The sequence below is a fragment of the Klebsiella sp. GB_Kp056 genome (genome assembly GCF_040064755.1).
GTDB lineage: Bacteria > Pseudomonadota > Gammaproteobacteria > Enterobacterales > Enterobacteriaceae > Klebsiella > Klebsiella quasipneumoniae.
The window spans coordinates 83,737-105,581 of sequence record NZ_JBEAJA010000070.1; the positions used below are offsets into that span (position 1 = coordinate 83,737).

Sequence of the window (21,845 nt, forward strand, 5' to 3'; positions counted from 1 at the left end):
AAGGGAGAACGTTTGCGCGGTTACAATTATTACAGCTAAGTAAAATTTGGTAAAAGGCTGGCCCAGGATGCAAAGGCTCTTTAGAATCAAGGCACTCGCTTTTATTCTGCTCCGTTAAGGAATTTCCATGCTCAAATCAACACTGGCGGCGATGGCTGCCGTTTTCGCCATTTCAGCTTTCTCCCCGGCCATGGCGGCAAAGGGCGATCCGCATGTGCTGCTGACCACCTCGGCAGGTAACATTGAGCTTGAGTTAAACAGCCAGAAAGCCCCGATTTCCGTGGATAACTTCCTGAAGTACGTTAACAGCGGCTTCTACAACAACACCACTTTCCACCGCGTGATCCCGGGATTCATGGTGCAGGGCGGCGGCTTTAACGAGCAGATGCAGCAGAAACAGCCTAACCCGCCGATCAAGAATGAAGCAGACAACGGCCTGCGCAACACCCGCGGCACCATCGCGATGGCGCGTACCGCCGATCAGGATAGCGCCACCAGCCAGTTCTTCATCAATGTGGCGGATAACGCCTTCCTCGACCATGGCCAGCGCGATTTTGGCTATGCGGTGTTTGGCAAGGTAGTCAAAGGCATGGACGTTGCGGATAAGATCTCCCAGGTCCAGACCCATAACGTCGGCCCATACCAGAATGTGCCGACTAAACCGGTTGTTATCCTCTCTGCGAAAGTGCTGCCCTAATCCTCCCGCGGCGCGGTGGTTTATCGCCGCGCCCGGTTGCCTCCCGGCATAACCTGTAATTGCTGCTTATACTTGTGGCACACAGGGGACGATAAGGGGGGCGACGATGCGTCCACTCACCGATAAGCAAAAATCCCGGCTCTGGGAACAGACACGTAATAGCAATTTTCAGGCCAGCCGTCGCCTCGAAGGCGTATCGGTGCCGCTGGTTACGCTGACTGCCGAGGAGGCGCAGGCTCGCCTCGCGACGCTGCGGAGGGAGTATGAGCGATAAATTTGGCGATGAACGCGATCCTTACCTCTATCCGGCGCTGAACGTCCTGCGCAACCGCCTCGGCATCCGCCAGGCTAAAACGCTGCAGCAGGCTGCCCTGGAGATGACGTCCCTGCGGGCGGCCACCCTGCCGCTGGGCCCGCGGGTGCGCGGCTTACCCTATCTGTGCGCTATTCATCATCAGCTGTATCAGGATCTGTTTGACTGGGCGGGTAGGCTGCGTGAAGTGAACCTCTACCTGGGCGATACGCCGTTCTGCCACTTTGCCCGCATCGAAGAGGAGGGGAATGCCCTGATGCAGGCTCTGGAGCAGGAGGATTATCTCTGCGGTCTGCCGCGAGATACCTTTATCGAACGCCTGAGCTGGTTCTATGGTGAAATTAATGTGCTGCACCCTTTTCGTCTCGGCAATGGCCTGACCCAGCGCATTTTCTTTGAACAGCTGGCGATACATGCCGGCTACCTTCTTGACTGGCGTGACGTCGATCCTGCCGCCTGGAGCACCGCCTGTCAGCAGGGCGCGATGGGCGATCCGGACCCGCTGGCGGCGATCTTTCGCAAAGTGGTAAGCGAAGCGCGGGAATCTGAGTAGAATAGCCCGGTTTGATTGTTCCGGAGCCGCTATGATCCTGCTTATCGATAACTATGACTCTTTCACCTGGAATCTGTATCAGTACTTTTGCGAACTGGGGGCGGAAGTGCTGGTCAGGCGCAACGATGCGTTGACGCTGGAGGAGATAGCGTCGCTGGCACCGGAGAAGATAGTGATTTCGCCTGGTCCCTGTACGCCGGATGAAGCGGGGATTTCCCTCGCGGTAATCCGTCACTATGCAGGGAAAACGCCGCTGCTGGGCGTCTGCCTCGGGCATCAGGCGATAGCCCAGGCGTTTGGCGCGACCATTGTGCGGGCGGCGCAGGTGATGCATGGAAAAACCTCGCTTATCGAGCATAACGGCGAAGGGGTGTTTCTGGGGCTGAATAATCCTTTGATGGTGACCCGCTATCATTCGCTGGTGATTGACCCGCCGACGCTGCCGCCTGAGTTTATCGTCACCGCCCGCAGCGCCAGCGGTGAGATTATGGGGATCCGTCATCGCGACTGGGATCTCGAGGGCGTGCAGTTCCATCCGGAAAGCATCCTCAGCGAACAGGGCCATCAATTGCTGGCGAACTTTATTAAGCGGTGATTTCGGTTGCCATTGACTGATTTTTTATGCATATTTTGTGATTAGATTATCATAATCGCATCTGCATAACGAAGAGGGATGGGCAAGACATGGCAACTGAACAACCGGCAATCACCCGCGCCACATTCGATGAAGTTATTTTGCCAATTTATGCACCGGCAGAATTCATCCCGGTAAAGGGAAAAGGCAGCCGCGTCTGGGATCAGCAGGGCAAAGAGTATGTTGATTTCGCCGGCGGTATCGCGGTGACGGCGCTCGGCCATTGCCACCCGGCGCTGGTGGCGGCGCTCCACGCGCAGGGCGAAACGCTGTGGCATACCAGCAACGTCTTTACCAATGAGCCAGCGCTGCGCCTGGGACGTAAACTTGTCGATGCCACCTTCGCCGAGCGAGTGGTGTTTATGAACTCCGGTACCGAAGCCAATGAAACGGCCTTTAAGCTGGCGCGTCACTATGCGGTGACCCGCCATAGCCCGTACAAAACCAAAATCATCGCTTTCCATAATGCCTTTCATGGTCGCTCCCTGTTTACCGTCTCCGTCGGCGGGCAGCCGAAGTACTCCGATGGTTTCGGCCCGAAACCGGCGGATATTGTCCATGTTCCCTTCAACGACCTGCAGGCGGTAAAAGCGGTGATGGATGACCACACCTGCGCGGTGGTGGTGGAGCCGATTCAGGGCGAAGGCGGCGTGACGGCAGCGACGCCGGCGTTCCTGCAGGGGCTGCGCGAACTGTGCGATCAACACCAGGCGCTGTTAGTCTTTGATGAAGTGCAGTGCGGAATGGGGCGTACCGGATCGCTGTTTGCCTATATGCACTATGGCGTAACCCCGGATATTCTCACCAGCGCCAAAGCGCTGGGCGGCGGTTTCCCGGTCAGCGCCATGTTGACTACCCATGAGATCGCCAGCGCCTTCCATGCGGGTTCCCATGGCTCAACCTACGGCGGCAACCCGCTGGCCTGCGCGGTCGCCAACGCCGCTTTCGATCTGATCAATACCCCGGCGGTGCTGGATGGCGTGAACGCCAAACGCGAACTGTTCGTCAAACACCTGCAGCAGCTGGATGCCGAGTTTGATCTGTTCAGTGATATTCGCGGGATGGGCCTGCTGATTGGCGCCGAACTCAAGCCGCAGCACAAGGGCCGCGCGCGTGATTTTCTCTATGCCGCTGCGGAAGCCGGCGTCATGGTGCTTAACGCCGGGCCGGACGTGATGCGTTTTGTTCCCTCGCTGATCATCGAAGAGCAGGATATTGCCGAGGGGATGGCGCGCTTTGCCCAGGCCGTGGCAAAGGTGATTAACGGCTGATCTTCCGCAGCCAGATGCCGTGATGCGGCCGCTGACGCCATGCCACTGACGAAATGGTGTGCATGGTGTTCAGATGGCCCAGAATGCGTTGCAGATGCTGCTCCAGGGTGCTTAACGGACCGATCGGCACCTCGCTTTCCGGTGACTCCATAATATTGACATCCCCTGCGCTGCCGGGGCCATCGCTGTCCAGCCGCTGCTGACAGCGCTGCAGGGCAATCTCACAGGATTCGAGATAGCGCTGGGCAAGATCCGGGGTGAGCATCGTATGCTCCCGGGCCAAAGTGGTCATGGCGTTGATGTGTTCGACGATAAACTGGCTGTGCGTCACCCATAGCTTCATATCTTCCAGGTAGTGGGTATTAAACCCGGGCTCCTGCATCGCCTGATTCAGGGAGTTGTAGAGCGCGTTGTGCGCCTGATTGACGCGCATGCGCTGGTAGGCCAGCGCGGGCGCTTTGGGGTCGGGGCTGAGGATCAGGCGAATCGCCTGCTGGTCGGCCTCCAGCGCATCGTGGGCGTTTTTTTTCAGCAGGCCGCTCTGCCACTGCGGCCACAGCCAGACCATCCCGCCGAAGGCGATCAGGCAGCCGATCAGCGTGTCGATCAGCCGGGCGATAATAAACTGTTCGCCGTTAAGCGTCAGCAGCTGCAGGGTATATACCGCCGTCACCGTAAACCCCACCATCGCCCAGCCATAGTGTTTGCGGATGATCAGATAGCTGAGCAGGGTGATCAGCAGCATCCCGCTCAGGGTATAGCTCTCCGGAACGTGAAAGTGCAAGGTCAGCCCGGCGATGATCAGGCCGGCGAGCGTCCCCGCCGCCCGGTGGACAATACGTACCCGCGTGGCGCCATAGCCGTTCTGTGTCACGAAGAGGACGGTCATCAGGATCCAGTAGGGCTTCGGCAAATGCAGGGCGTTGCCCATCAGGCTGGCGATGCTCAGCATCACGCTGATGCGGGCGGCGTTGCGCAGCGCGGGCGACTTCAGCGACAGATAGTTCTTTAGCGCGGGAAACAACGGTAAACGACGCTCTTTGTCAGCCATCAGATCCCGGGCATACAGCGGGCGCTGGGTATGCAGCACCCGGGCGATGCGGCTGAAGTGCCAGGCGCAGAAGTGGCCGACCGGGTTATCCGGATGCTGGCGGGCGATCTTTTCCAGGGCGCCGATCTGTTTATTCATCTGGAAACGCTGCGGAAAACGATGATAGAGCATGTCATCCGCCAGCACCCGCAGGCGGGCGGCGACGGTCTGCGCGTTCCAGCGGATCACCGCTTCGGCATGGCTGCGCTCAACCAGCTTTTGCACCTCTTCCGGCTGATGCAGGCTGACTGAAATATGCTCCTGTAGATCCAGCCCCATCTGGAACGCTCGCAGAAGACGTTTGTGGTCGTTACGTTGGTTGGCGGCCAGCATATGCATCTGCTGATAGCACTGGGTGATTAAATCGACCACCTTCTGCTGGCGGATGAGCAGCGGCGGCAGGGCGGTCGAGGGATCGGTATGCTGGGTCAACAGGCTATATTTGGCTTCGCAATAATTGGCCAGTTCCCGGTAGAGCAGACTGAGCGACTCCCGCAGCGGCTGTTCGCGCCACAGCCAGAACCAGAACCAGTTAAACACGCCGTACCATAGCGTGCCGAAGGCGTAGATCAGCAGCGGCTCCCAGACGGGCATATTGCCCGCCAGGCTCAGGGTAAAGATGGCGGCGATCAGCGACGCGGGCAGCAGGCGCGCGTGCAGCGAACTGATTTCCGCGGTGACGCCGAGCAATAGCGCCAGGCCGCTGAGAATAAGCGGCAAAGGTATGGTCTGGGCGAGCAGCAGCTGCACCACCAGGCTGCATCCGGCAAACAGACAGCCGCCGATAATCAGACGCTTAAAAAAGCGCTTATGCGGAGTGTCGAGACCGGCGATGTTGCAGCAGGCGGGAACTAAGGAAAACAGGAGTCCCTGCTGGAGATGGCCGAGCAGAAGACCGATGGCCACAGGCAGACACAGCACCAGCGTTTGCCGCAGTACATAGTTGACTTCCGGATGGTAAATCAGCCTGCGCCACATGAGGGAAAAACAAAAACGGCGTACTGCAGGAGCAATACGCCGCTTAGCAACTTAACGGGTGCCGTAGACGACGATAGTTTTACCGTGGGCGGAAATCAGGTTCTGATCTTCCAGCATTTTCAAAATACGGCCAACGGTTTCACGAGAGCAGCCGACGATCTGACCAATTTCCTGACGGGTAATTTTAATTTGCATACCGTCCGGGTGGGTCATGGCATCGGGTTGCTTCGCCAGGTTCAGCAGCGTCTGGGCGATACGGCCCGTCACGTCGAGGAAGGCGAGGTTGCCCACTTTCTCAGACGTCACCTGCAGACGGCGAGCCATTTGCGAAGAGAGACGCATCAGAATGTCCGGGTTCACCTGGATCAGCTGACGGAATTTCTTATAAGAGATCTCGGCCACTTCACATGCGGTTTTCGCCCGTACCCAGGCGCTACGCTCCTGACCCTCTTCAAACAGGCCTAATTCACCGATGAAATCGCCCTGGTTGAGGTAGGAGAGGATCATCTCTTTACCTTCTTCATCCTTGATGAGTACAGCCACGGAGCCTTTAACGATGTAGTACAGCGTTTCTGCTTTCTCACCCTGGTGGATCAGCGTGCTCTTTGATGGGTACTTATGAATGTGGCAATGAGACAAGAACCATTCAAGGGTAGGGTCTGTTTGCGGTTTGCCAAGCACCATGCGCGGTTATCCTCTGTTATAAGCTATCTCCGGGCGCCGACACTACACGGCGTCCGGGCATGCAATCGTATTGTTTCCCTATACCTGGGAAGCTGGCTGATGATTTTTCGACAGCCTGTAATGTGAACTCCTCTGCATACATGCAGTACATCAATGTATTACTGTAGCATCCAGACTGTTTTAGCATAGCTTTCGCCGCATGTCTCCTGGTGTCTCGCTTCAGCATGACGCAGGTCGCCTTCCGTTGCGAGAATTGTTATGTGCGCGTAATCTGACAGGAATATTGCGATACTGGAGTTAAATTTTATGCAAGCGCGTGTGAAATGGGTTGAAGGGTTAACCTTTATCGGGGAGTCCGCGTCAGGACACCAGATTCTGATGGATGGCAACTCCGGAGATAAGGCGCCCAGCCCGATGGAGATGGTGCTGATGGCGGCGGGCGGTTGCAGTGCGATCGATGTGGTCTCTATTTTGCAAAAAGGTCGTCACGACGTGACCAACTGCGAAGTGAAGCTGACCTCTGAGCGTCGGGAAGAGGCGCCGCGCCTGTTCACGCATATTAATCTGCACTTTATCGTCACCGGTAAGGCGCTGAAAGATGCCGCAGTCTCCCGCGCGGTGGATCTGTCGGCAGAGAAATACTGCTCGGTGGCGCTGATGCTGGAAAAAGCGGTGAAGATCACCCACTCCTATGAAGTGATCGAGGCGTAGTCTTCGCCTGCTGATGTGAATGATCTCAACCCCGGCCTGGCCGGGGTTTTTTCTGTTAGCCGATCTTTCGGCCTTCCATCAGACGCTCGACCAGCGGCGCCATAATAAGCTCCATCGCCAGCCCCATTTTACCGCCCGGCACCACCAGGGTGTTCATGTGCGAAATAAACGAGCCCTGTAGCATCGCCAGCAGCCAGGGGAAGTCGATGTTCTGCAGATTGCGGAAATGGATCACCACAAAGCTCTCGTCCAGAGAGGGGATCGCTTTCGCGGCAAACGGGTTGGAGGTGTCCACCGTCGGCACGCGCTGGAAGTTGATGTGGGTGCGGGAAAACTGCGGGGTGATGAAGTTAATGTAATCTTCCATCGATCGGACGACGGAGTCCATCACCGCCTCCCGGGAGTGGCCGCGTTCGCTGGTGTCGCGAATGAGTTTCTGGATCCACTCCAGGTTAACGATAGGCACGACCCCGACCAGCAGGTCGACATGGCTGGCGACATCATGCTGCGGCGTGACAACCCCGCCATGCAGCCCCTCATAGAACAGCACGTCCGTCGGCTCCGGCAGCGGCTGCCATGGGGTGAAGGTTCCCGGCACCTGATTCCACGGCACGGCTTCGTCATAGGTGTGCAGGTATTTACGCGACTGGCCTTTGCCATGGCGGCCATAGTCGACAAAGGTCTGCTCCAGCAGGCCGAAGTCGTTCGCCTCCGGGCCAAAGTAGCTGATATGTTTGCCCTGATCCCGCGCTTTGCGGATCGCCATGTCCATTTCCGGGCGGGTGTAGCGATGAAAGCTGTCGCCTTCCACCTCCGCGGCGTGCAGATTTAGCTGCGCGAAGATTTTGCGAAAGGCGAGGCTGGTGGTGGTAGTGCCCGCGCCGCTGGAGCCCGTGACGGCGATCACCGGATGTTTGGCAGACATAACAACTCCCTGGTTAAACGATGTAGTGGCGTCGCCTTAGCCGTTAAACAGGGCGCGCGGCATAATATTGACTGTCTCATGCAGTTCCGACCACACGAGGACCGCCTCTCCGCGTTTCAGCTGCTGTTTTACATCGGCGACTTTATCGGCAAGTGAACGTTCATGTTCACCATAATCGGTGCCTTCGCGTAACACAAAGCTTTCAATCAGGTTATCCAGCGTTTCGGGATCCAGATCCTGCCAGGGAATAATCATACGGGAACCTCCAGCCAGCGGTTTAACCAGTCGGGAATGCGTCTTTCCAGCCACATCTCCGGTTTACGCAGGGTGCCGCCGACGAAGCCGACGTGGCCGCCTTGTTCAGTCAATTGATACTCAACGTTCGCCGGCAGTTGCTCCTGCGGGGGAATGGAGTGGTGGTCCATAAACGGGTCGTCTTTCGCATGGATGATGAGCGTCGGCTTAGTGATATCGCTGAGCCGCGGCATGGCGCTGCATTGCCGGTAATAATCCAGCGCATCGGCGAAGCCATGGATTTTGGCGGTGATCATATCGTCAAATTCCCGGATGCGGCGCATCCCTTTGAGCTGGCGTAAATCGACGGGCAGCGAGCCAGGATACGCTTTCAGCTTACGTGAGGCGTTGGCTTTTAACAGATTGAGCAGATAACGCTGATAAACTCGCGAGAAGCCCTTATCCATATGATAGCTGCAGGCTTCCAGCATGAAAGGCGCGGAAACGATCACCGCCGCATCCAGCGGGCAGCGGTCGCCTTCTTCTGCCAGCAGGCAGCCCAGCATGTTGCCGCCCAGCGAATAGCCGACGGCGGCGGTCGGCGCGGGGCCAAACTCGCGCTGCAGCCAGTGCAGAAACCAGGTGCCATCTTCCGTTTCGCCGGAGTGATAGATGCGGTGATTGCGGTTAGGTTCGCCGCTGCAGCCGCGAAAGTGCATGACCACGCCCAGCCAGCCGCGCTGCATCGCCGCGTGGATCAGTCCATGGGCATACGGGCTGTGCAGACTCCCTTCCAGACCATGAAAGACGACGAGGCGCGGCTTGTGGCGCGCCTGGTGTGGGTCTTCGCTCCAGGCGAGATCGACAAAATCGCCGTCCGGCAGCTCAAGGCGCTGCCAGTGCGGGGTAAAGCGCAATTTACGGCGGATCAGCCGCGGCAGCATGGTTTGCAGATGACGATTGCCCACGCCGCGCATGGGATGGAACTCACGCGAATCGTTTTCGGGGGGCGTCATGTCTGTGGGGATGATTTCAACCATAGCACCAGAATAATTAATAAACGTGATGATGACTATACCGCGCAGGGCGCGCGGGAGTTAGCCAATATGTGGTCTTGTGGCCAATGACGCCCGGTGACACCGAAAACAAACCATTGATGTCATTGATGGCCTGAGCATGGGAATGGCAGAAACCCATTCTGCCCGCGCCGTCGCAGGCAGAATGATGAGGCTGCGTTAGCCTTCCTGAAGCATGCGCTCCAGCTGCTCTTGGGCCTCCAGCCAGGCCATTTCGCACTCTTCCAGCCCGGATTTCGCGCTGGCCTGCTGCTGCAGGCATTCAGTCAGTTCCGCTTTCCGCGAGGCGTCGTAGAGTTCGCTGTCGCCAAGTTTCTCTTCCGCACTGGCCAGCTGCGCGTTGAGCTTGTCCATCTCTTTCTCCAGACGGGCGATCTCTTTGCGCAGCGGTTGGGTCTGGCTGCGCAGCTCCGCTTCCCGACGCTTCTGGTCTTTGCGCGCTTGCGCGCTGTTGCCGCTCTCTTTTGGCGCGTCGCCGCTCTGGGACTCCTGTTTTTGCGAGTCGCTGAGCCACTGCTGATAATCGTCCAGATCGCCGTCGAACGGTTCGACTTTACCATCGTGGACAAGGTACAGATCGTCGGTGGTGGAGCGGATCAGGTGGCGATCGTGCGATACGACTACCAGCGCCCCTTCAAAGTCGATCAGCGCTTCGGTTAAGGCCTGACGCATATCGAGGTCGAGATGGTTGGTCGGTTCGTCGAGCAGCAGCAGGTTAGGGCGCTGCCAGACGATCAGGGCCAGCACCAGACGCGCCTTTTCTCCACCGGAGAAGCGGCGGGTCTCTTCGCTGACCTTATCCCCCTGGAAACCAAAGCCGCCAAGATAATCGCGCAGCTTCTGCTCCAGCTCCTGCGGCGCCAGGCGCGCCAGGTGCTGCAGCGGCGACTCATCGGCGCGCAGGAACTCCAGCTGATGCTGGGCGAAGTAGCCGAGCTTGATGCCTTTGGCGAGGCCGATCTCGCCGCTCACGGGCTGGAGTTCGCCAGCCAGCAGCTTAATCAGCGTCGATTTCCCTGCGCCGTTGCGGCCCAGCAGGCCGATACGCGACCCCGGCACCAGATTGAGCTTAATGGAGTCGAGGATAATACGCTCGCCATAGCCGGCGCTGACTTTCTCCATCTTCAGCAGCGGGTTTGGCAGGCTCTCCGGCTGGCGGAAGCTGAAGTGGAACGGGTTATCCACGTGCGCCGGGGCGATGAGTTCCATCCGCTCCAGCATTTTAATACGGCTCTGCGCCTGCTTGGCTTTGGTGGCTTTGGCGCGGAAGCGATCGATATAGCTTTGCAGATGCGCGACACGCTGCTGCTGGCTTTCGTACATCGCCTGCTGCTGAGCGAGCCGGGTGGCGCGCTGCACTTCAAACGAGCTGTAGTTGCCGGTGTACTCAAACATCGTCTGCTGTTCGATATGGATAATTTTGTCGACGATAGGATCGAGGAAATCGCGATCGTGGGAGATCAGGATCAGCGTCCCCGTGTAGCCCTTCAGCCACTTCTCCAGCCAGATCACCGCATCAAGGTCGAGGTGGTTAGTCGGTTCATCGAGCAGCAGCAGATCGGAGCGGCAGATCAGCGCTTGCGCGAGGTTAAGACGCATACGCCAGCCGCCGGAAAAATCGCTGACCGGCCGCTCGAGCTGTTCATTGCTGAAACCCAGGCCGTGCAGCAGGCTGGCGGCGCGGGAGCGGATGGTCCAGGCGTCGATGGCGTCCAGCTTGCCGTGGACGGTGGCGATGGCATGGCCGTCGTTGCGCTCGTTAGCCTGCTGGAGCGCGGCTTCCAGCTGGCGATATTCACGATCGCCGTCAATGACATAATCGATTGCCGGCTGCGGCAGGGCCGGGGTTTCCTGATTCACCCAGGCCAGCTGCCAGTTGCCGGGAAAGGTCATACTGCCGCCGTCAGCGCTTATCTCGTTTTTCAAAAGCGATAGCAGCGTCGATTTCCCGCAGCCGTTTTTCCCCACCAGACCGACCTTCTGGCCAGGGTTGATGGTAGCGGTGGCGTTGTCCAGCAGGACGCGTACGCCGCGACGAATTTGTAACGAGGAGAAAACAATCATAAGGCGCCGTATGTTCAGACTATGTTAATTTGTCATTATGATAATGTAGTGTGGAAGCGAATCGCTTCACCGGGCCGCCATGGTAGCCCAAAACGAAGACGATACACAAAGTCATTCTGGCTGTGTCAAAACGCCAGGGCTGTGCAGGCCGCCAGAAGACCTACGGGAGGGGAATGATGTCTCAGACAGCGAAAGTGTTGCTGCTGTATGCCCACCCAGAATCTCAGGATTCCGTGGCCAACCGGGTTTTATTACAACCGGCCTTACAGTTGCCAAACGTCACCGTGCACGATCTCTACGCGCACTATCCGGATTTTTTTATCGATATTGCTCACGAACAGGACCTGCTGCGCCAGCATGAGGTGATCGTTTTCCAGCATCCTTTATATACCTGGAGCTGTCCGGCGCTGCTCAAGGAGTGGCTGGATCGTGTCTTAAGCCGCGGCTTCGCCAGCGGCGCCGGAGGGAACGAACTGGCGGGAAAGTACTGGCGCAGCGTGATCACCACCGGCGAACCTGAGAGCGCCTACCGTCGCGATGCGAATCGCTATCCGATGAACGATATTTTACGTCCTTTTGAACTGACCGCCGGCATGTGCCGTATGCACTGGATGAGCCCCATTATCGTCTACTGGGCCCGGCGGCAACAGCCAGAGGAGCTACGCAGCCGCGCCCTGGCCTATCGGGACTGGCTGGCCAACCCCCTTGCCGCCGGAGGTGTCCATGGCGGGATTTGATTTGCTGCTGGCGGGGGTGCTGTTTTTGTTCGCGGCCGTTATCGCCGTCCCTCTGGCTTCAAGACTGGGAATTGGCGCGGTGCTGGGCTATCTGCTGGCCGGGATCGCCATAGGTCCGTGGGGGCTCGGGTTTATCAGCGATGTGGATGAAATTCTCCATTTCTCTGAACTCGGCGTGGTGTTTCTGATGTTTATCATTGGCCTGGAGCTCAATCCCGCCAAGCTATGGCGGCTGCGAAGCTCCATCTTCGGCGTTGGCGCGGCGCAGGTGATGCTCAGCGCGGCGATCCTCGGCGGTCTGTTGATGACGACAGGATTTTCATGGCAGGCGGCGGTGGTTGGCGGGATCGGCCTGGCGATGTCCTCTACCGCGATGGCACTGCAGCTGATGCGCGAGAAGGGAATGAGCCGCAGCGAATCAGGGCAGTTAGGCTTTTCGGTCCTGCTGTTTCAGGATCTGGCGGTGATCCCGGCGCTGGCGCTGGTGCCTCTGCTGGCGGGTTCCGCGGATGAGCATGTGAACTGGCTAACGGTCGGCATGAAGGTCCTGGCGTTTGCCGGGATGCTGATTGGCGGACGCTATTTACTGCGGCCGGTGTTCCGCTTTATCGCCAGCTCCGGGGTCAGGGAAGTGTTCACTGCCGCCACGCTGCTGCTGGTCCTTGGATCCGCCCTGTTTATGGAGGCGCTGGGGCTGTCGATGGCGCTAGGTACCTTTATCGCCGGCGTGCTGCTGGCGGAAAGTGAGTATCGCCATGAACTGGAGATCGCCATCGATCCGTTCAAGGGGCTGCTGCTTGGGTTGTTCTTTATCTCGGTCGGTATGGCGCTGAACCTTGGCGTGCTGTACACCCATCTGCTGTGGGTGGCGGTGAGCGTGGCGGTGCTGGTGGCGGTAAAAATGCTGGTGCTCTATCTGCTGGCCCGTCTCTATGGCCTGCGGAGTTCCGAGCGTATGCAGTTTGCGGGCGTATTAAGCCAGGGCGGCGAGTTCGCGTTTGTTCTCTTTTCGCTGCCCGCTTCTCAGCGGTTGTTCCAGCACGACCAGATGGCGCTGCTGCTGGTGGCCGTCACCTTGTCGATGATGACCACGCCGCTGCTGATGAAAGGGATCGATAAGATACTGTCGCGACGCCTGAATCCAGCAGAGGATACCGATGAGGCGCCGTGGGTAGAGGACGATAAACCGCAGGTGATTATTGTTGGCTTTGGCCGTTTCGGCCAGGTCATCGGTCGCCTGCTGATGGCCAATAAGATGCGTATTACGGTGCTGGAGCGAGACATCAGCGCGGTGAATCTGATGCGCAACTATGGCTATAAAGTCTATTTTGGCGACGCCACCCAGCTGGAACTGCTGCGCTCGGCGGGGGCGGAGGAGGCGCAGTCGATCGTCATTACCTGTAATGAGCCGGAAGACACCATGCGGCTGGTGGAGATGTGTCAACAACACTTTCCACATCTGCACATCCTGGCCCGCGCTCGCGGGCGCGTCGAGGCGCATGAGCTGCTGCAGGCCGGCGTGACGCAGTTTTCTCGTGAGACTTTCTCCAGCGCGCTGGAGCTGGGGCGTAAAGCGCTCATCACCCTCGGGATGCATCCTCACCAGGCCCAGCGCGCGCAGCTGCACTTCCGACGCCTCGATATGCGAATGCTGCGTGAGTTAATGCCGGTGCATACTGATACGGTACAGATATCACGCGTGCGGGAAGCCCGGCGCGAACTGGAAGAGATTTTTCAGCGCGAAATGCAGAAAGAGAGCCGGCAGCTGGACGGCTGGGACGAGTTTGAATAAAGGTAAATCATATGGCAGTACGTAAACGTTTTATTGCCGGGGCGAAATGTCCGGCGTGCCAGACGCAGGATTCACTGGCGATGTGGCGTGAGAATAATGTCGATGTTGTTGAATGCGTTAAGTGCGGTCATCAGATGCGTGAGGCGGATAAAGAGGCCCGTGAGCATGTACGCAAAGAGGAGCAGGTGATTGGCATTTTTCATCCCGACTAGCGTTATCCGTCGGCTTTTTTTAAGCTAAAGGGTACACGGCAGCAGAATTCCGCTACAATCTGCGCCACTATTCTTCCCATCTCAGGAGATATCATGAAAGTAGCAAAAGACCTGGTGGTCAGCCTGGCCTATCAGGTACGTACAGAAGACGGTGTGTTGGTTGATGAGTCTCCGGTAAGCGCGCCGCTGGATTACCTGCACGGTCACGGCTCCCTGATTTCCGGCCTGGAAAACGCGCTGGATGGCCACGAAGTGGGCGACAAATTTGACGTAGCCGTTGGCGCTAACGACGCTTACGGTCAGTATGACGAAAACCTGGTGCAGCGTGTACCGAAAGACGTCTTCATGGGCGTTGATGAACTGCAGGTTGGCATGCGCTTCCTGGCGGAAACCGATCAGGGTCCGGTACCCGTAGAGATTACTGAAGTTGAAGACGACCACGTTGTGGTTGATGGCAACCACATGCTGGCAGGCCAGAACCTGAAGTTCAATGTGGAAGTTGTCGCCATCCGCGAAGCGACCGCTGAAGAGCTGGAGCACGGTCACGTGCACGGCGCGCATGGTCATGATCACGACCACGATCATGGTCACGATGGCTGCTGCGGCGGTCACGGTCACGACCACGATCATGGCCACGACCATGGTAAAGGCGGCTGCGGCGGCCACGGTGGCTGCGGTTGCCACTAATCTTCGCGCTTTGGCACGAAGACAACAAAAAAGCGGGGAGACCCGCTTTTTTTACGCCTCAATAATGCGGCGGCGGCGTCTCTTCGGCCTGGGAGGCGATATGGGAGGGTTGGGTCGCCTTCAGCTTCTCGATCATCAGACGCATATGCTCGCGCATCTTCGCCATCTCAATCTCGTGGGCGGTCACGGTTTTATTGAGGTCTTCGATGGTGATTTCCTGAAACGCCAGCCGGCTTTCCAGCTCCGCAAGGCGCGTTTCTAATGTGCTATCGTGCATGGGTAACCTCTTTAGTCTGATCCTGCGGGCGGATTCTACTTAAGTTTCCCCCGGCGCGCAGCATCGCTGCGTCCTACAGGAAACTTATTCATACAAAAATAGTCCTAAAAGAGGCGATATTCAGGAACGTCCGTATGTAGATTTTAACGGCGACGTTCTATAGTACGTTTTTTGCTTTTTACGATAACCCTGGGGTGAGAGGCCCCGGCCCTGGAGAAATGGATGAAATCACTGTTTAAAGTAACGCTGCTGGCGACCACAATGGCCGTCGCCCTGAATGCACCGCTGACCTTTGCTGCAGATACCGCGGCGAAAGCAGCCCCGGCGGCTGAGAGTAAATCGGCATTTAAAAATGACGATCAGAAATCGGCCTATGCGCTGGGCGCGTCCCTGGGGCGTTACATGGAAAACTCCCTGAAAGAACAAGAAAAACTCGGCATTAAGCTGGATAAAGCCCAGCTGATCGCCGGCGTACAGGACGCGTTTGCCGATAAGAGCAAACTGTCCGACCAGGAGATCGAACAGACTCTGCAGGCCTTTGAAACGCGCGTGAAGACCGCGGCTCAGCAGAAAATGGAAAAAGACGCCACTGAGAACGAAACCAAAGGTAAAGCTTTCCGTGACAGCTTTGCCAAAGAGAAGGGCGTGAAAACGTCGAAAACTGGCCTGCTGTATAAAGTCGAGAAAGAAGGCACTGGCGATGCGCCGAAAGACAGCGACACCGTGGTGGTTAACTACAAAGGTACGCTGATCGACGGCAAAGAGTTTGATAACTCTTATACCCGCGGCGAGCCGCTCTCTTTCCGTCTCGACGGGGTGATCCCGGGCTGGACTGAAGGCCTGAAGAACATCAAGAAAGGCGGCAAAATCAAGCTGGTCATTCCGCCAGATCTGGCCTACGGCAAAACCGGCGTCCCGGGCATCCCGGCCAACTCTACGCTGGTCTTTGATGTAGAGCTGCTGGATATCAAACCGGCGCCGAAGGCAGATGCTCAGCCGGAAGCCGCTGGCGATGCGAAAGCCGCGGACGCGAAAGCTGACGCTAAGAAGTAATCGGGTTCAGGCCGCCGTCTCGTCAGAGGCGGCGGCTTTTTTATTGAGCGCAGATATAATTAAAACTGGAAAGATCCTCAGGCGCTGTATTACTTTAGATAGCTTAATAATGATGATGAGCCTGCCCTGACAATAACGACAGGCTCCTGAAAAGGAGTGCTTTTTTTCATGTCCAGGTCGCTTTTAACCAACGAAACCAGCGAGCTTGACCTGCTGGATCAACGTCCCTTTGACCAGACCGATTTCGATATTCTTAAATCTTATGAAGCGGTGGTGGACGGGTTGGCGATGCTCATCGGTTCGCACTGTGAAATCGTGCTGCATTCTTTGCAGGATCTGAAATGCTCTGCCATCCGTATCGCCAATGGTGAACATACCGGCCGCCAAATCGGTTCACCGATTACCGATCTTGCGCTGCGCATGCTGCACGATATGACGGGCGCCGATAGCAGCGTTTCCAAATGCTACTTTACCCGCGCCAAAAGCGGCGTCCTGATGAAGTCGGTGACGATTGCCATCCGCAACCGCGATCACCGGGTGATTGGTCTGCTGTGCATCAATATGAATCTGGATGTGCCTTTTTCCCAGATCATGAGCACCTTTATTCCGCCAGAAACGCCCGAGGTTAACTCGCCGGTGAACTTTGCTTCCTCGGTTGACGATCTGGTCGCCCAGACTCTGGAATTCACCATCGAAGAGGTGAATGCCGATCGCAGCGTGTCCAACAATGCTAAAAACCGTCAAATCGTGCTGAATCTCTACGAGAAAGGGATCTTCGATATTAAAGACGCCATTAACCAGGTGGCCGATCGTCTGAACATCTCCAAGCACACCGTCTACCTCTATATTCGCCAGTTCAAAAGCGGCGATTTCCAGGGGCTGGATAAGTAATGCGTTTTGCCCTCACGGTGACCGGCCCTGCCTATGGCACGCAGCAGGCGAGCAGCGCCTGGCAGTTTGCGCAGGCCGTGCTGCAGGAAGGCCATGAGCTGGCGTGCGTTTTTTTCTATCGCGAAGGCGTGCTTAACGCTAACCAGCTGACGGCGCCCGCCAGCGATGAGTTCGATCTGGTGCGCGGGTGGCAATCCCTCCACGATGAGCACGGCGTCGCGCTGCATATCTGCGTGGCGGCCGCCCTGCGTCGTGGCGTAACGGACGAGCGCGAAGCGCAACAGCTCGCTCTGCCTGGCCATAATCTGCAGCCGGGTTTTACGTTGAGCGGACTTGGCGCGCTGGCGGAAGCGGCGCTTACTTGCGATCGGATGGTACAGTTTTGATGAAACGTGTGGCTTTCGTTTTTTCCTCCGCGCCGCACGGCAGCGCCGCCGGCAGGGAAGGCCTCGACGCCTTATTAGCCACCTCCGCCCTCACCGACGAGATTGGCGTATTTTTCGTGGGCGACGGCGTGTTTCAGCTGTTGCCCGCCCAGCGGCCTGGCGCTGTGCTGGCCCGCGATTACATCGCCACTTTTAAACTGCTGTCGCTATATGATATCGACCAGTGCTGGCTGTGTGCCGAGTCGGCGCGAGAGCGCGGCCTGGACCCCGCGACCCCGTGGGTGGTGGATGTCGAATGCCTGGCGCCGGATGCCCTGCGCGCCCGTCTGCATGAATTTGATGTGATTTTGCGTTTCTGAGGCCCCCATGCTCCATACGCTCAGTGTTTCTCCCTGGCATGCCGATATCGCAGCAATGCTTCGCTTGATGGAGCAGGGTGACGATCTGTTACTGCTGTCTGATGGCGTCGCGGCGGTTATCGCCGGCGGTCGCTTCCTTGAGATCCTGCAATCCGCCCCCATAACCCTTTACGTGCTGCAAGACGACGTTGACGCCCGCGGGCTAACTGGTCAAATTGCGGACAGTGTCGGCAGGGTTAGCTATACTGATTTCGTCAGACTCACAGTCAAACATGCCGGTCAGTTGGCCTGGTGATGGCGGGATCGTTGTATATTTCTTGACACCTTTTCGGCACCGCCCTAAAATTCTGCGTCCTCATAATATATGAGGCGATTTATTACGTGTTTACGAAGCAAAAGCTAAAACCAGGAGCTATTTAATGGCAACAATTAACCAGCTGGTACGCAAACCACGCGCGCGCAAAGTTGCAAAGAGCAACGTGCCAGCGCTGGAAGCCTGCCCGCAGAAACGTGGCGTATGTACTCGCGTATATACCACCACTCCTAAGAAACCGAACTCCGCACTGCGTAAAGTTTGCCGTGTGCGTCTGACTAACGGTTTCGAAGTCACCTCCTACATCGGTGGTGAAGGTCACAACCTGCAGGAGCACTCCGTGATCCTGATCCGTGGCGGTCGTGTTAAAGACCTTCCGGGTGTTCGTTACCACACCGTTCGTGGTGCGCTTGACTGCTCCGGCGTTAAAGACCGTAAGCAGGCTCGCTCCAAGTACGGCGTGAAGCGTCCTAAGGCTTAATGGTTCTCCGTTAAGTAAGGCCAAACTGATTTATCTTAATGTCATACTAAACTCTTAGAGTTTTGGACAATCCTGAATTAACAACGGAGTATTTCCATGCCACGTCGTCGCGTCATTGGTCAGCGTAAAATTCTGCCGGATCCGAAGTTCGGATCAGAACTGCTGGCTAAATTTGTCAATATCCTGATGGTAGATGGTAAAAAATCTACTGCAGAAACTATCGTATACAGCGCGCTGGAGACCCTGGCTCAGCGTTCTGGTAAATCTGAACTGGAAGCCTTCGAAGTTGCGCTCGAAAACGTGCGCCCGACTGTCGAAGTTAAGTCCCGCCGCGTAGGTGGTTCTACTTATCAGGTTCCAGTTGAAGTTCGTCCGGTCCGTCGTAATGCCCTGGCAATGCGTTGGATCGTTGAAGCTGCTCGTAAACGCGGTGATAAATCCATGGCTCTGCGCCTGGCGAACGAACTCACTGATGCTGCAGACAACAAAGGTACTGCAGTTAAGAAACGTGAAGACGTTCACCGTATGGCCGAAGCCAACAAGGCGTTCGCTCACTACCGTTGGTAATCCCTTCGGAGTCATAGTCACCAGGCGGGCGCTTCAGATGAGTCGCCCGCTCTGGATAACTTAACTGAACGCCTAAAGAAATAAACGAGGAATCAAATGGCTCGTACAACACCCATCGCACGCTACCGTAACATCGGTATCAGTGCGCACATCGACGCCGGTAAAACCACTACTACCGAACGTATTCTGTTCTACACCGGTGTAAACCACAAAATCGGTGAAGTTCATGACGGCGCCGCTACCATGGACTGGATGGAGCAGGAGCAGGAACGTGGTATCACCATCACTTCCGCTGCGACTACTGCATTCTGGTCTGGTATGGCTAAGCAGTATGAACCGCACCGTGTAAACATCATCGACACCCCGGGGCACGTTGACTTCACTATCGAAGTAGAACGTTCCATGCGTGTTCTTGATGGTGCGGTAATGGTTTACTGCGCAGTTGGTGGTGTTCAGCCGCAGTCTGAAACCGTATGGCGTCAGGCAAACAAATATAAAGTTCCGCGCATCGCGTTCGTTAACAAAATGGACCGCATGGGCGCTAACTTCCTGAAAGTTGTTGGTCAGATCAAAACCCGTCTGGGCGCGAACCCGGTTCCGCTGCAGCTGGCAATTGGTGCTGAAGAAGGTTTCACCGGCGTTGTTGACCTGGTGAAAATGAAAGCCATCAACTGGAACGATGCAGACCAGGGCGTAACCTTCGAATACGAAGATATCCCGGCTGACATGCAGGATCTGGCTGACGAATGGCACCAGAACCTGATCGAGTCCGCAGCTGAAGCTTCTGAAGAGCTGATGGAAAAATACCTGGGTGGTGAAGAACTGACTGAAGAAGAGATCAAAAAAGCTCTGCGTCAGCGCGTTCTGAACAACGAAATCATCCTGGTAACCTGTGGTTCTGCGTTCAAGAACAAAGGTGTTCAGGCGATGCTGGATGCGGTAATTGACTACCTGCCATCCCCTGTTGACGTTCCGGCGATCAACGGCATCCTGGACGACGGTAAAGATACTCCGGCTGAGCGTCACGCAAGCGACGACGAGCCGTTCTCTGCACTGGCGTTCAAAATCGCTACTGACCCGTTCGTGGGCAACCTGACCTTCTTCCGCGTGTACTCCGGTGTGGTTAACTCTGGTGATACCGTACTGAACTCCGTGAAAGCTGCACGTGAGCGTTTCGGTCGTATCGTACAGATGCACGCTAACAAACGTGAAGAGATCAAAGAAGTTCGCGCAGGCGACATCGCTGCTGCAATCGGTCTGAAAGACGTAACTACTGGTGACACCCTGTGTAACCCGGATGCGCCGATCATTCTGGAGCGTATGGAATTCCCTGAGCCGGTAATCTCCATCGCCGTTGAGCCGAAAACCAAAGCTGACCAGGAAAAAATGGGTCTGGCTCTGGGTCGTCTGGCTAAAGAAGACCCGTCTTTCCGCGTATGGACTGACGAAGAGTCTAACCAGACCATTATCGCCGGTATGGGTGAGCTGCACCTCGACATCATCGTTGACCGTATGAAGCGTGAATTCAACGTTGAAGCGAACGTCGGTAAACCTCAGGTTGCTTACCGTGAAGCAATTCGCGCGAAAGTTACCGATATCGAAGGTAAACACGCCAAGCAGTCTGGTGGTCGTGGTCAGTACGGTCACGTTGTGATCGACATGTACCCGCTGGAGCCGGGCTCTAACCCGAAAGGTTACGAGTTCATCAACGACATCAAAGGTGGTGTAATTCCTGGCGAATACATCCCGGCCGTTGATAAAGGCATCCAGGAACAGCTGAAAGCTGGTCCGCTGGCAGGTTACCCGGTAGTTGATATGGGTATCCGTCTGCACTTCGGTTCTTACCACGACGTTGACTCCTCTGAGCTGGCGTTTAAACTGGCTGCGTCTATTGCCTTTAAAGAAGGCTTTAAGAAAGCAAAACCAGTTCTGCTTGAGCCGATCATGAAGGTTGAAGTAGAAACTCCGGAAGAGAACACTGGTGACGTTATCGGTGACTTGAGCCGTCGTCGCGGTATGCTGCGCGGTCAGGAATCCGAAGTAACCGGCGTTAAGATCCACGCTGAAGTACCGCTGTCCGAAATGTTCGGTTATGCAACTCAGCTGCGTTCTCTGACCAAAGGTCGTGCATCATACACCATGGAATTCCTGAAGTATGATGATGCGCCGAACAACGTTGCTCAGGCCGTTATTGAAGCCCGTGGTAAATAATCCACAGGATTAAAACCTAAGTCCCGTGCTCTCTCCGAAGGGGAGAGCACTATAGTAAGGAATATAGCCGTGTCTAAAGAAAAATTTGAACGTACAAAACCGCACGTCAACGTTGGTACTATCGGCCACGTTGACCATGGTAAAACTACCCTGACTGCTGCCATCACTACCGTTCTGGCTAAAACCTACGGTGGTTCCGCTCGCGCATTCGACCAGATCGATAACGCGCCGGAAGAAAAAGCTCGTGGTATCACCATCAACACCTCTCACGTTGAATATGACACCCCGACTCGCCACTACGCGCACGTAGACTGCCCGGGCCACGCCGACTATGTTAAAAACATGATCACCGGTGCTGCGCAGATGGACGGCGCGATCCTGGTTGTTGCTGCGACTGACGGCCCGATGCCGCAGACTCGTGAGCACATCCTGCTGGGTCGTCAGGTAGGCGTTCCGTACATCATCGTGTTCCTGAACAAATGCGACATGGTTGATGACGAAGAGCTGCTGGAACTGGTTGAGATGGAAGTTCGTGAACTGCTGTCTCAGTACGATTTCCCGGGCGACGACACTCCGATCGTTCGTGGTTCTGCTCTGAAAGCGCTGGAAGGCGACGCAGAGTGGGAAGCGAAAATCATCGAACTGGCTG

At 56.5% G+C, this 21,845-nt stretch carries 26 protein-coding genes; 19 read left to right on the forward strand and 7 right to left on the reverse strand.

Annotated features, from left to right (window positions below; all coding sequences use genetic code 11):
• The first annotated feature begins 127 nt into the window (after positions 1-127).
• From ppiA to ABLV52_RS24020, 5 genes are all read left to right on the forward strand, one after another.
• A complete protein-coding gene (ppiA, locus tag ABLV52_RS24000) occupies positions 128-697 on the forward strand; it encodes a peptidylprolyl isomerase A (protein ID WP_002920238.1) in 570 nt (189 codons plus the stop codon).
• 106 nt (positions 698-803) lie between these two features.
• The gene (locus ABLV52_RS24005) at positions 804-971 is read left to right on the forward strand and encodes a YhfG family protein (protein WP_004202194.1); all 168 of its coding nucleotides are present in this window, start codon (positions 804-806) and stop codon (positions 969-971) included.
• The gene (locus ABLV52_RS24010) at positions 961-1,563 is read left to right on the forward strand and encodes a putative adenosine monophosphate-protein transferase Fic (RefSeq protein ID WP_032454217.1); all 603 of its coding nucleotides are present in this window, start codon (positions 961-963) and stop codon (positions 1,561-1,563) included. The genes ABLV52_RS24005 and ABLV52_RS24010 overlap by 11 nt, the downstream gene beginning before the upstream one ends.
• Positions 1,564-1,594: 31 nt before the next feature.
• Positions 1,595-2,158 (forward strand): aminodeoxychorismate synthase component 2, encoded by a 564-nt coding sequence (gene pabA / locus ABLV52_RS24015; protein ID WP_348891007.1) that lies wholly within the window; start codon positions 1,595-1,597, stop codon positions 2,156-2,158.
• An 89-nt stretch (positions 2,159-2,247) separates the two neighbouring features.
• Positions 2,248-3,468, forward strand: coding sequence for an aspartate aminotransferase family protein (locus ABLV52_RS24020; protein WP_348891008.1), 1,221 nt, complete (start codon positions 2,248-2,250; stop codon positions 3,466-3,468).
• Here the strand turns inward: ABLV52_RS24020 and ABLV52_RS24025 are convergent.
• Positions 3,458-5,536 (reverse strand): YccS/YhfK family putative transporter, encoded by a 2,079-nt coding sequence (locus tag ABLV52_RS24025; RefSeq protein WP_348891009.1) that lies wholly within the window; start codon positions 5,534-5,536, stop codon positions 3,458-3,460. The two genes, ABLV52_RS24020 and ABLV52_RS24025, sit on opposite strands and share 11 nt — an antisense overlap.
• A gap of 51 nt (positions 5,537-5,587) precedes the next feature.
• Positions 5,588-6,220 (reverse strand): cAMP-activated global transcriptional regulator CRP, encoded by a 633-nt coding sequence (gene crp / locus ABLV52_RS24030; protein WP_000242758.1) that lies wholly within the window; start codon positions 6,218-6,220, stop codon positions 5,588-5,590.
• A gap of 306 nt (positions 6,221-6,526) precedes the next feature.
• Here crp and ABLV52_RS24035 point away from each other — a divergent pair, with 306 nt between their 5' ends.
• A complete protein-coding gene (locus tag ABLV52_RS24035; protein ID WP_023291180.1) occupies positions 6,527-6,931 on the forward strand; it encodes an OsmC family protein in 405 nt (134 codons plus the stop codon).
• 55 nt (positions 6,932-6,986) lie between these two features.
• Here the strand turns inward: ABLV52_RS24035 and ABLV52_RS24040 are convergent, their stop codons facing one another.
• The 4 genes from ABLV52_RS24040 to ABLV52_RS24055 form a co-directional block, all read right to left on the reverse strand.
• On the reverse strand, positions 6,987-7,856 hold the full coding sequence (locus ABLV52_RS24040; RefSeq protein ID WP_004202201.1) for a phosphoribulokinase: 870 nt from the start codon (positions 7,854-7,856) through the stop codon (positions 6,987-6,989).
• 36 nt (positions 7,857-7,892) lie between these two features.
• Positions 7,893-8,111: a YheU family protein gene (locus tag ABLV52_RS24045; RefSeq protein ID WP_002920151.1), complete on the reverse strand. Its 219-nt coding sequence runs from the start codon at positions 8,109-8,111 to the stop codon at positions 7,893-7,895.
• The gene (locus ABLV52_RS24050; RefSeq protein ID WP_072096663.1) at positions 8,108-9,106 is read right to left on the reverse strand and encodes a hydrolase; all 999 of its coding nucleotides are present in this window, start codon (positions 9,104-9,106) and stop codon (positions 8,108-8,110) included. The genes ABLV52_RS24045 and ABLV52_RS24050 overlap by 4 nt, the downstream gene beginning before the upstream one ends.
• 219 nt (positions 9,107-9,325) lie before the next feature.
• Complete coding sequence (locus ABLV52_RS24055) at positions 9,326-11,230, reverse strand: ABC transporter ATP-binding protein (protein ID WP_023291178.1); 1,905 nt, start codon at positions 11,228-11,230, stop codon at positions 9,326-9,328.
• Positions 11,231-11,403: 173 nt separating this feature from the next.
• On the opposite strand from ABLV52_RS24055, the gene kefG reads away from it, so the two are divergent.
• From kefG to slyD, 4 genes are all read left to right on the forward strand, one after another.
• Positions 11,404-11,967 carry a glutathione-regulated potassium-efflux system ancillary protein KefG gene (gene kefG / locus ABLV52_RS24060; protein ID WP_004202208.1) on the forward strand — a complete coding sequence of 188 codons (564 nt, stop codon included), beginning with the start codon at positions 11,404-11,406 and terminating at the stop codon, positions 11,965-11,967.
• Positions 11,954-13,759 carry a glutathione-regulated potassium-efflux system protein KefB gene (gene kefB / locus ABLV52_RS24065; RefSeq protein ID WP_004202210.1) on the forward strand — a complete coding sequence of 602 codons (1,806 nt, stop codon included), beginning with the start codon at positions 11,954-11,956 and terminating at the stop codon, positions 13,757-13,759. The genes kefG and kefB overlap by 14 nt, the downstream gene beginning before the upstream one ends.
• Before the next feature lie 11 nt (positions 13,760-13,770).
• Complete coding sequence (locus tag ABLV52_RS24070; protein WP_348891010.1) at positions 13,771-13,971, forward strand: YheV family putative zinc ribbon protein; 201 nt, start codon at positions 13,771-13,773, stop codon at positions 13,969-13,971.
• A gap of 93 nt (positions 13,972-14,064) precedes the next feature.
• Positions 14,065-14,658: a peptidylprolyl isomerase gene (slyD, locus tag ABLV52_RS24075; RefSeq protein WP_004202213.1), complete on the forward strand. Its 594-nt coding sequence runs from the start codon at positions 14,065-14,067 to the stop codon at positions 14,656-14,658.
• A gap of 58 nt (positions 14,659-14,716) precedes the next feature.
• Here slyD and ABLV52_RS24080 read toward each other — a convergent pair whose 3' ends face one another.
• Positions 14,717-14,935: a protein SlyX gene (locus ABLV52_RS24080; protein WP_002920136.1), complete on the reverse strand. Its 219-nt coding sequence runs from the start codon at positions 14,933-14,935 to the stop codon at positions 14,717-14,719.
• Positions 14,936-15,157: 222 nt separating this feature from the next.
• Here ABLV52_RS24080 and fkpA point away from each other — a divergent pair, with 222 nt between their 5' ends.
• From fkpA to ABLV52_RS24125, 9 genes are all read left to right on the forward strand, one after another.
• Positions 15,158-15,988, forward strand: coding sequence for an FKBP-type peptidyl-prolyl cis-trans isomerase (gene fkpA, locus ABLV52_RS24085; protein WP_004202215.1), 831 nt, complete (start codon positions 15,158-15,160; stop codon positions 15,986-15,988).
• Between the two features lie 168 nt (positions 15,989-16,156).
• The gene (locus ABLV52_RS24090) at positions 16,157-16,879 is read left to right on the forward strand and encodes a transcriptional regulator (RefSeq protein ID WP_002920130.1); all 723 of its coding nucleotides are present in this window, start codon (positions 16,157-16,159) and stop codon (positions 16,877-16,879) included.
• Positions 16,879-17,265: a sulfurtransferase complex subunit TusD gene (tusD, locus tag ABLV52_RS24095; protein ID WP_002920128.1), complete on the forward strand. Its 387-nt coding sequence runs from the start codon at positions 16,879-16,881 to the stop codon at positions 17,263-17,265. The genes ABLV52_RS24090 and tusD overlap by 1 nt, the downstream gene beginning before the upstream one ends.
• On the forward strand, positions 17,265-17,624 hold the full coding sequence (tusC, locus tag ABLV52_RS24100; RefSeq protein WP_032454214.1) for a sulfurtransferase complex subunit TusC: 360 nt from the start codon (positions 17,265-17,267) through the stop codon (positions 17,622-17,624). Before tusD ends, tusC begins: the two co-directional genes overlap by 1 nt.
• Before the next feature lie 7 nt (positions 17,625-17,631).
• Positions 17,632-17,919 carry a sulfurtransferase complex subunit TusB gene (tusB, locus tag ABLV52_RS24105; RefSeq protein WP_259117689.1) on the forward strand — a complete coding sequence of 96 codons (288 nt, stop codon included), beginning with the start codon at positions 17,632-17,634 and terminating at the stop codon, positions 17,917-17,919.
• Between the two features lie 124 nt (positions 17,920-18,043).
• Positions 18,044-18,418, forward strand: a complete 375-nt coding sequence (gene rpsL / locus ABLV52_RS24110) for a 30S ribosomal protein S12 (protein WP_002920115.1) — start codon at positions 18,044-18,046, stop codon at positions 18,416-18,418.
• Positions 18,419-18,514: 96 nt separating this feature from the next.
• Positions 18,515-18,985, forward strand: coding sequence for a 30S ribosomal protein S7 (gene rpsG / locus ABLV52_RS24115; protein ID WP_002920113.1), 471 nt, complete (start codon positions 18,515-18,517; stop codon positions 18,983-18,985).
• 96 nt (positions 18,986-19,081) lie between these two features.
• The gene (gene fusA / locus ABLV52_RS24120; RefSeq protein WP_023291175.1) at positions 19,082-21,196 is read left to right on the forward strand and encodes an elongation factor G; all 2,115 of its coding nucleotides are present in this window, start codon (positions 19,082-19,084) and stop codon (positions 21,194-21,196) included.
• Positions 21,197-21,265: 69 nt separating this feature from the next.
• Positions 21,266-21,845 (forward strand): GTP-binding protein (locus ABLV52_RS24125; protein WP_122038242.1); only part of this gene is annotated, 580 nt, incomplete at its 3' end.

Coding starts and splice junctions, on each gene's coding strand:
- ppiA (WP_002920238.1), top strand. CDS start 128: ATGCTCAAATCAACACTGGCGGCGATGGCTGCCGTTTTCGCCATTTCA.
- ABLV52_RS24005 (WP_004202194.1), top strand. CDS start 804: ATGCGTCCACTCACCGATAAGCAAAAATCCCGGCTCTGGGAACAGACA.
- ABLV52_RS24010 (WP_032454217.1), top strand. CDS start 961: ATGAGCGATAAATTTGGCGATGAACGCGATCCTTACCTCTATCCGGCG.
- pabA (WP_348891007.1), top strand. CDS start 1,595: ATGATCCTGCTTATCGATAACTATGACTCTTTCACCTGGAATCTGTAT.
- ABLV52_RS24020 (WP_348891008.1), top strand. CDS start 2,248: ATGGCAACTGAACAACCGGCAATCACCCGCGCCACATTCGATGAAGTT.
- ABLV52_RS24025 (WP_348891009.1), bottom strand. CDS start 5,536: ATGTGGCGCAGGCTGATTTACCATCCGGAAGTCAACTATGTACTGCGG.
- crp (WP_000242758.1), bottom strand. CDS start 6,220: ATGGTGCTTGGCAAACCGCAAACAGACCCTACCCTTGAATGGTTCTTG.
- ABLV52_RS24035 (WP_023291180.1), top strand. CDS start 6,527: ATGCAAGCGCGTGTGAAATGGGTTGAAGGGTTAACCTTTATCGGGGAG.
- ABLV52_RS24040 (WP_004202201.1), bottom strand. CDS start 7,856: ATGTCTGCCAAACATCCGGTGATCGCCGTCACGGGCTCCAGCGGCGCG.
- ABLV52_RS24045 (WP_002920151.1), bottom strand. CDS start 8,111: ATGATTATTCCCTGGCAGGATCTGGATCCCGAAACGCTGGATAACCTG.
- ABLV52_RS24050 (WP_072096663.1), bottom strand. CDS start 9,106: ATGACGCCCCCCGAAAACGATTCGCGTGAGTTCCATCCCATGCGCGGC.
- ABLV52_RS24055 (WP_023291178.1), bottom strand. CDS start 11,230: ATGATTGTTTTCTCCTCGTTACAAATTCGTCGCGGCGTACGCGTCCTG.
- kefG (WP_004202208.1), top strand. CDS start 11,404: ATGATGTCTCAGACAGCGAAAGTGTTGCTGCTGTATGCCCACCCAGAA.
- kefB (WP_004202210.1), top strand. CDS start 11,954: ATGGCGGGATTTGATTTGCTGCTGGCGGGGGTGCTGTTTTTGTTCGCG.
- ABLV52_RS24070 (WP_348891010.1), top strand. CDS start 13,771: ATGGCAGTACGTAAACGTTTTATTGCCGGGGCGAAATGTCCGGCGTGC.
- slyD (WP_004202213.1), top strand. CDS start 14,065: ATGAAAGTAGCAAAAGACCTGGTGGTCAGCCTGGCCTATCAGGTACGT.
- ABLV52_RS24080 (WP_002920136.1), bottom strand. CDS start 14,935: ATGCACGATAGCACATTAGAAACGCGCCTTGCGGAGCTGGAAAGCCGG.
- fkpA (WP_004202215.1), top strand. CDS start 15,158: ATGAAATCACTGTTTAAAGTAACGCTGCTGGCGACCACAATGGCCGTC.
- ABLV52_RS24090 (WP_002920130.1), top strand. CDS start 16,157: ATGTCCAGGTCGCTTTTAACCAACGAAACCAGCGAGCTTGACCTGCTG.
- tusD (WP_002920128.1), top strand. CDS start 16,879: ATGCGTTTTGCCCTCACGGTGACCGGCCCTGCCTATGGCACGCAGCAG.
- tusC (WP_032454214.1), top strand. CDS start 17,265: ATGAAACGTGTGGCTTTCGTTTTTTCCTCCGCGCCGCACGGCAGCGCC.
- tusB (WP_259117689.1), top strand. CDS start 17,632: ATGCTCCATACGCTCAGTGTTTCTCCCTGGCATGCCGATATCGCAGCA.
- rpsL (WP_002920115.1), top strand. CDS start 18,044: ATGGCAACAATTAACCAGCTGGTACGCAAACCACGCGCGCGCAAAGTT.
- rpsG (WP_002920113.1), top strand. CDS start 18,515: ATGCCACGTCGTCGCGTCATTGGTCAGCGTAAAATTCTGCCGGATCCG.
- fusA (WP_023291175.1), top strand. CDS start 19,082: ATGGCTCGTACAACACCCATCGCACGCTACCGTAACATCGGTATCAGT.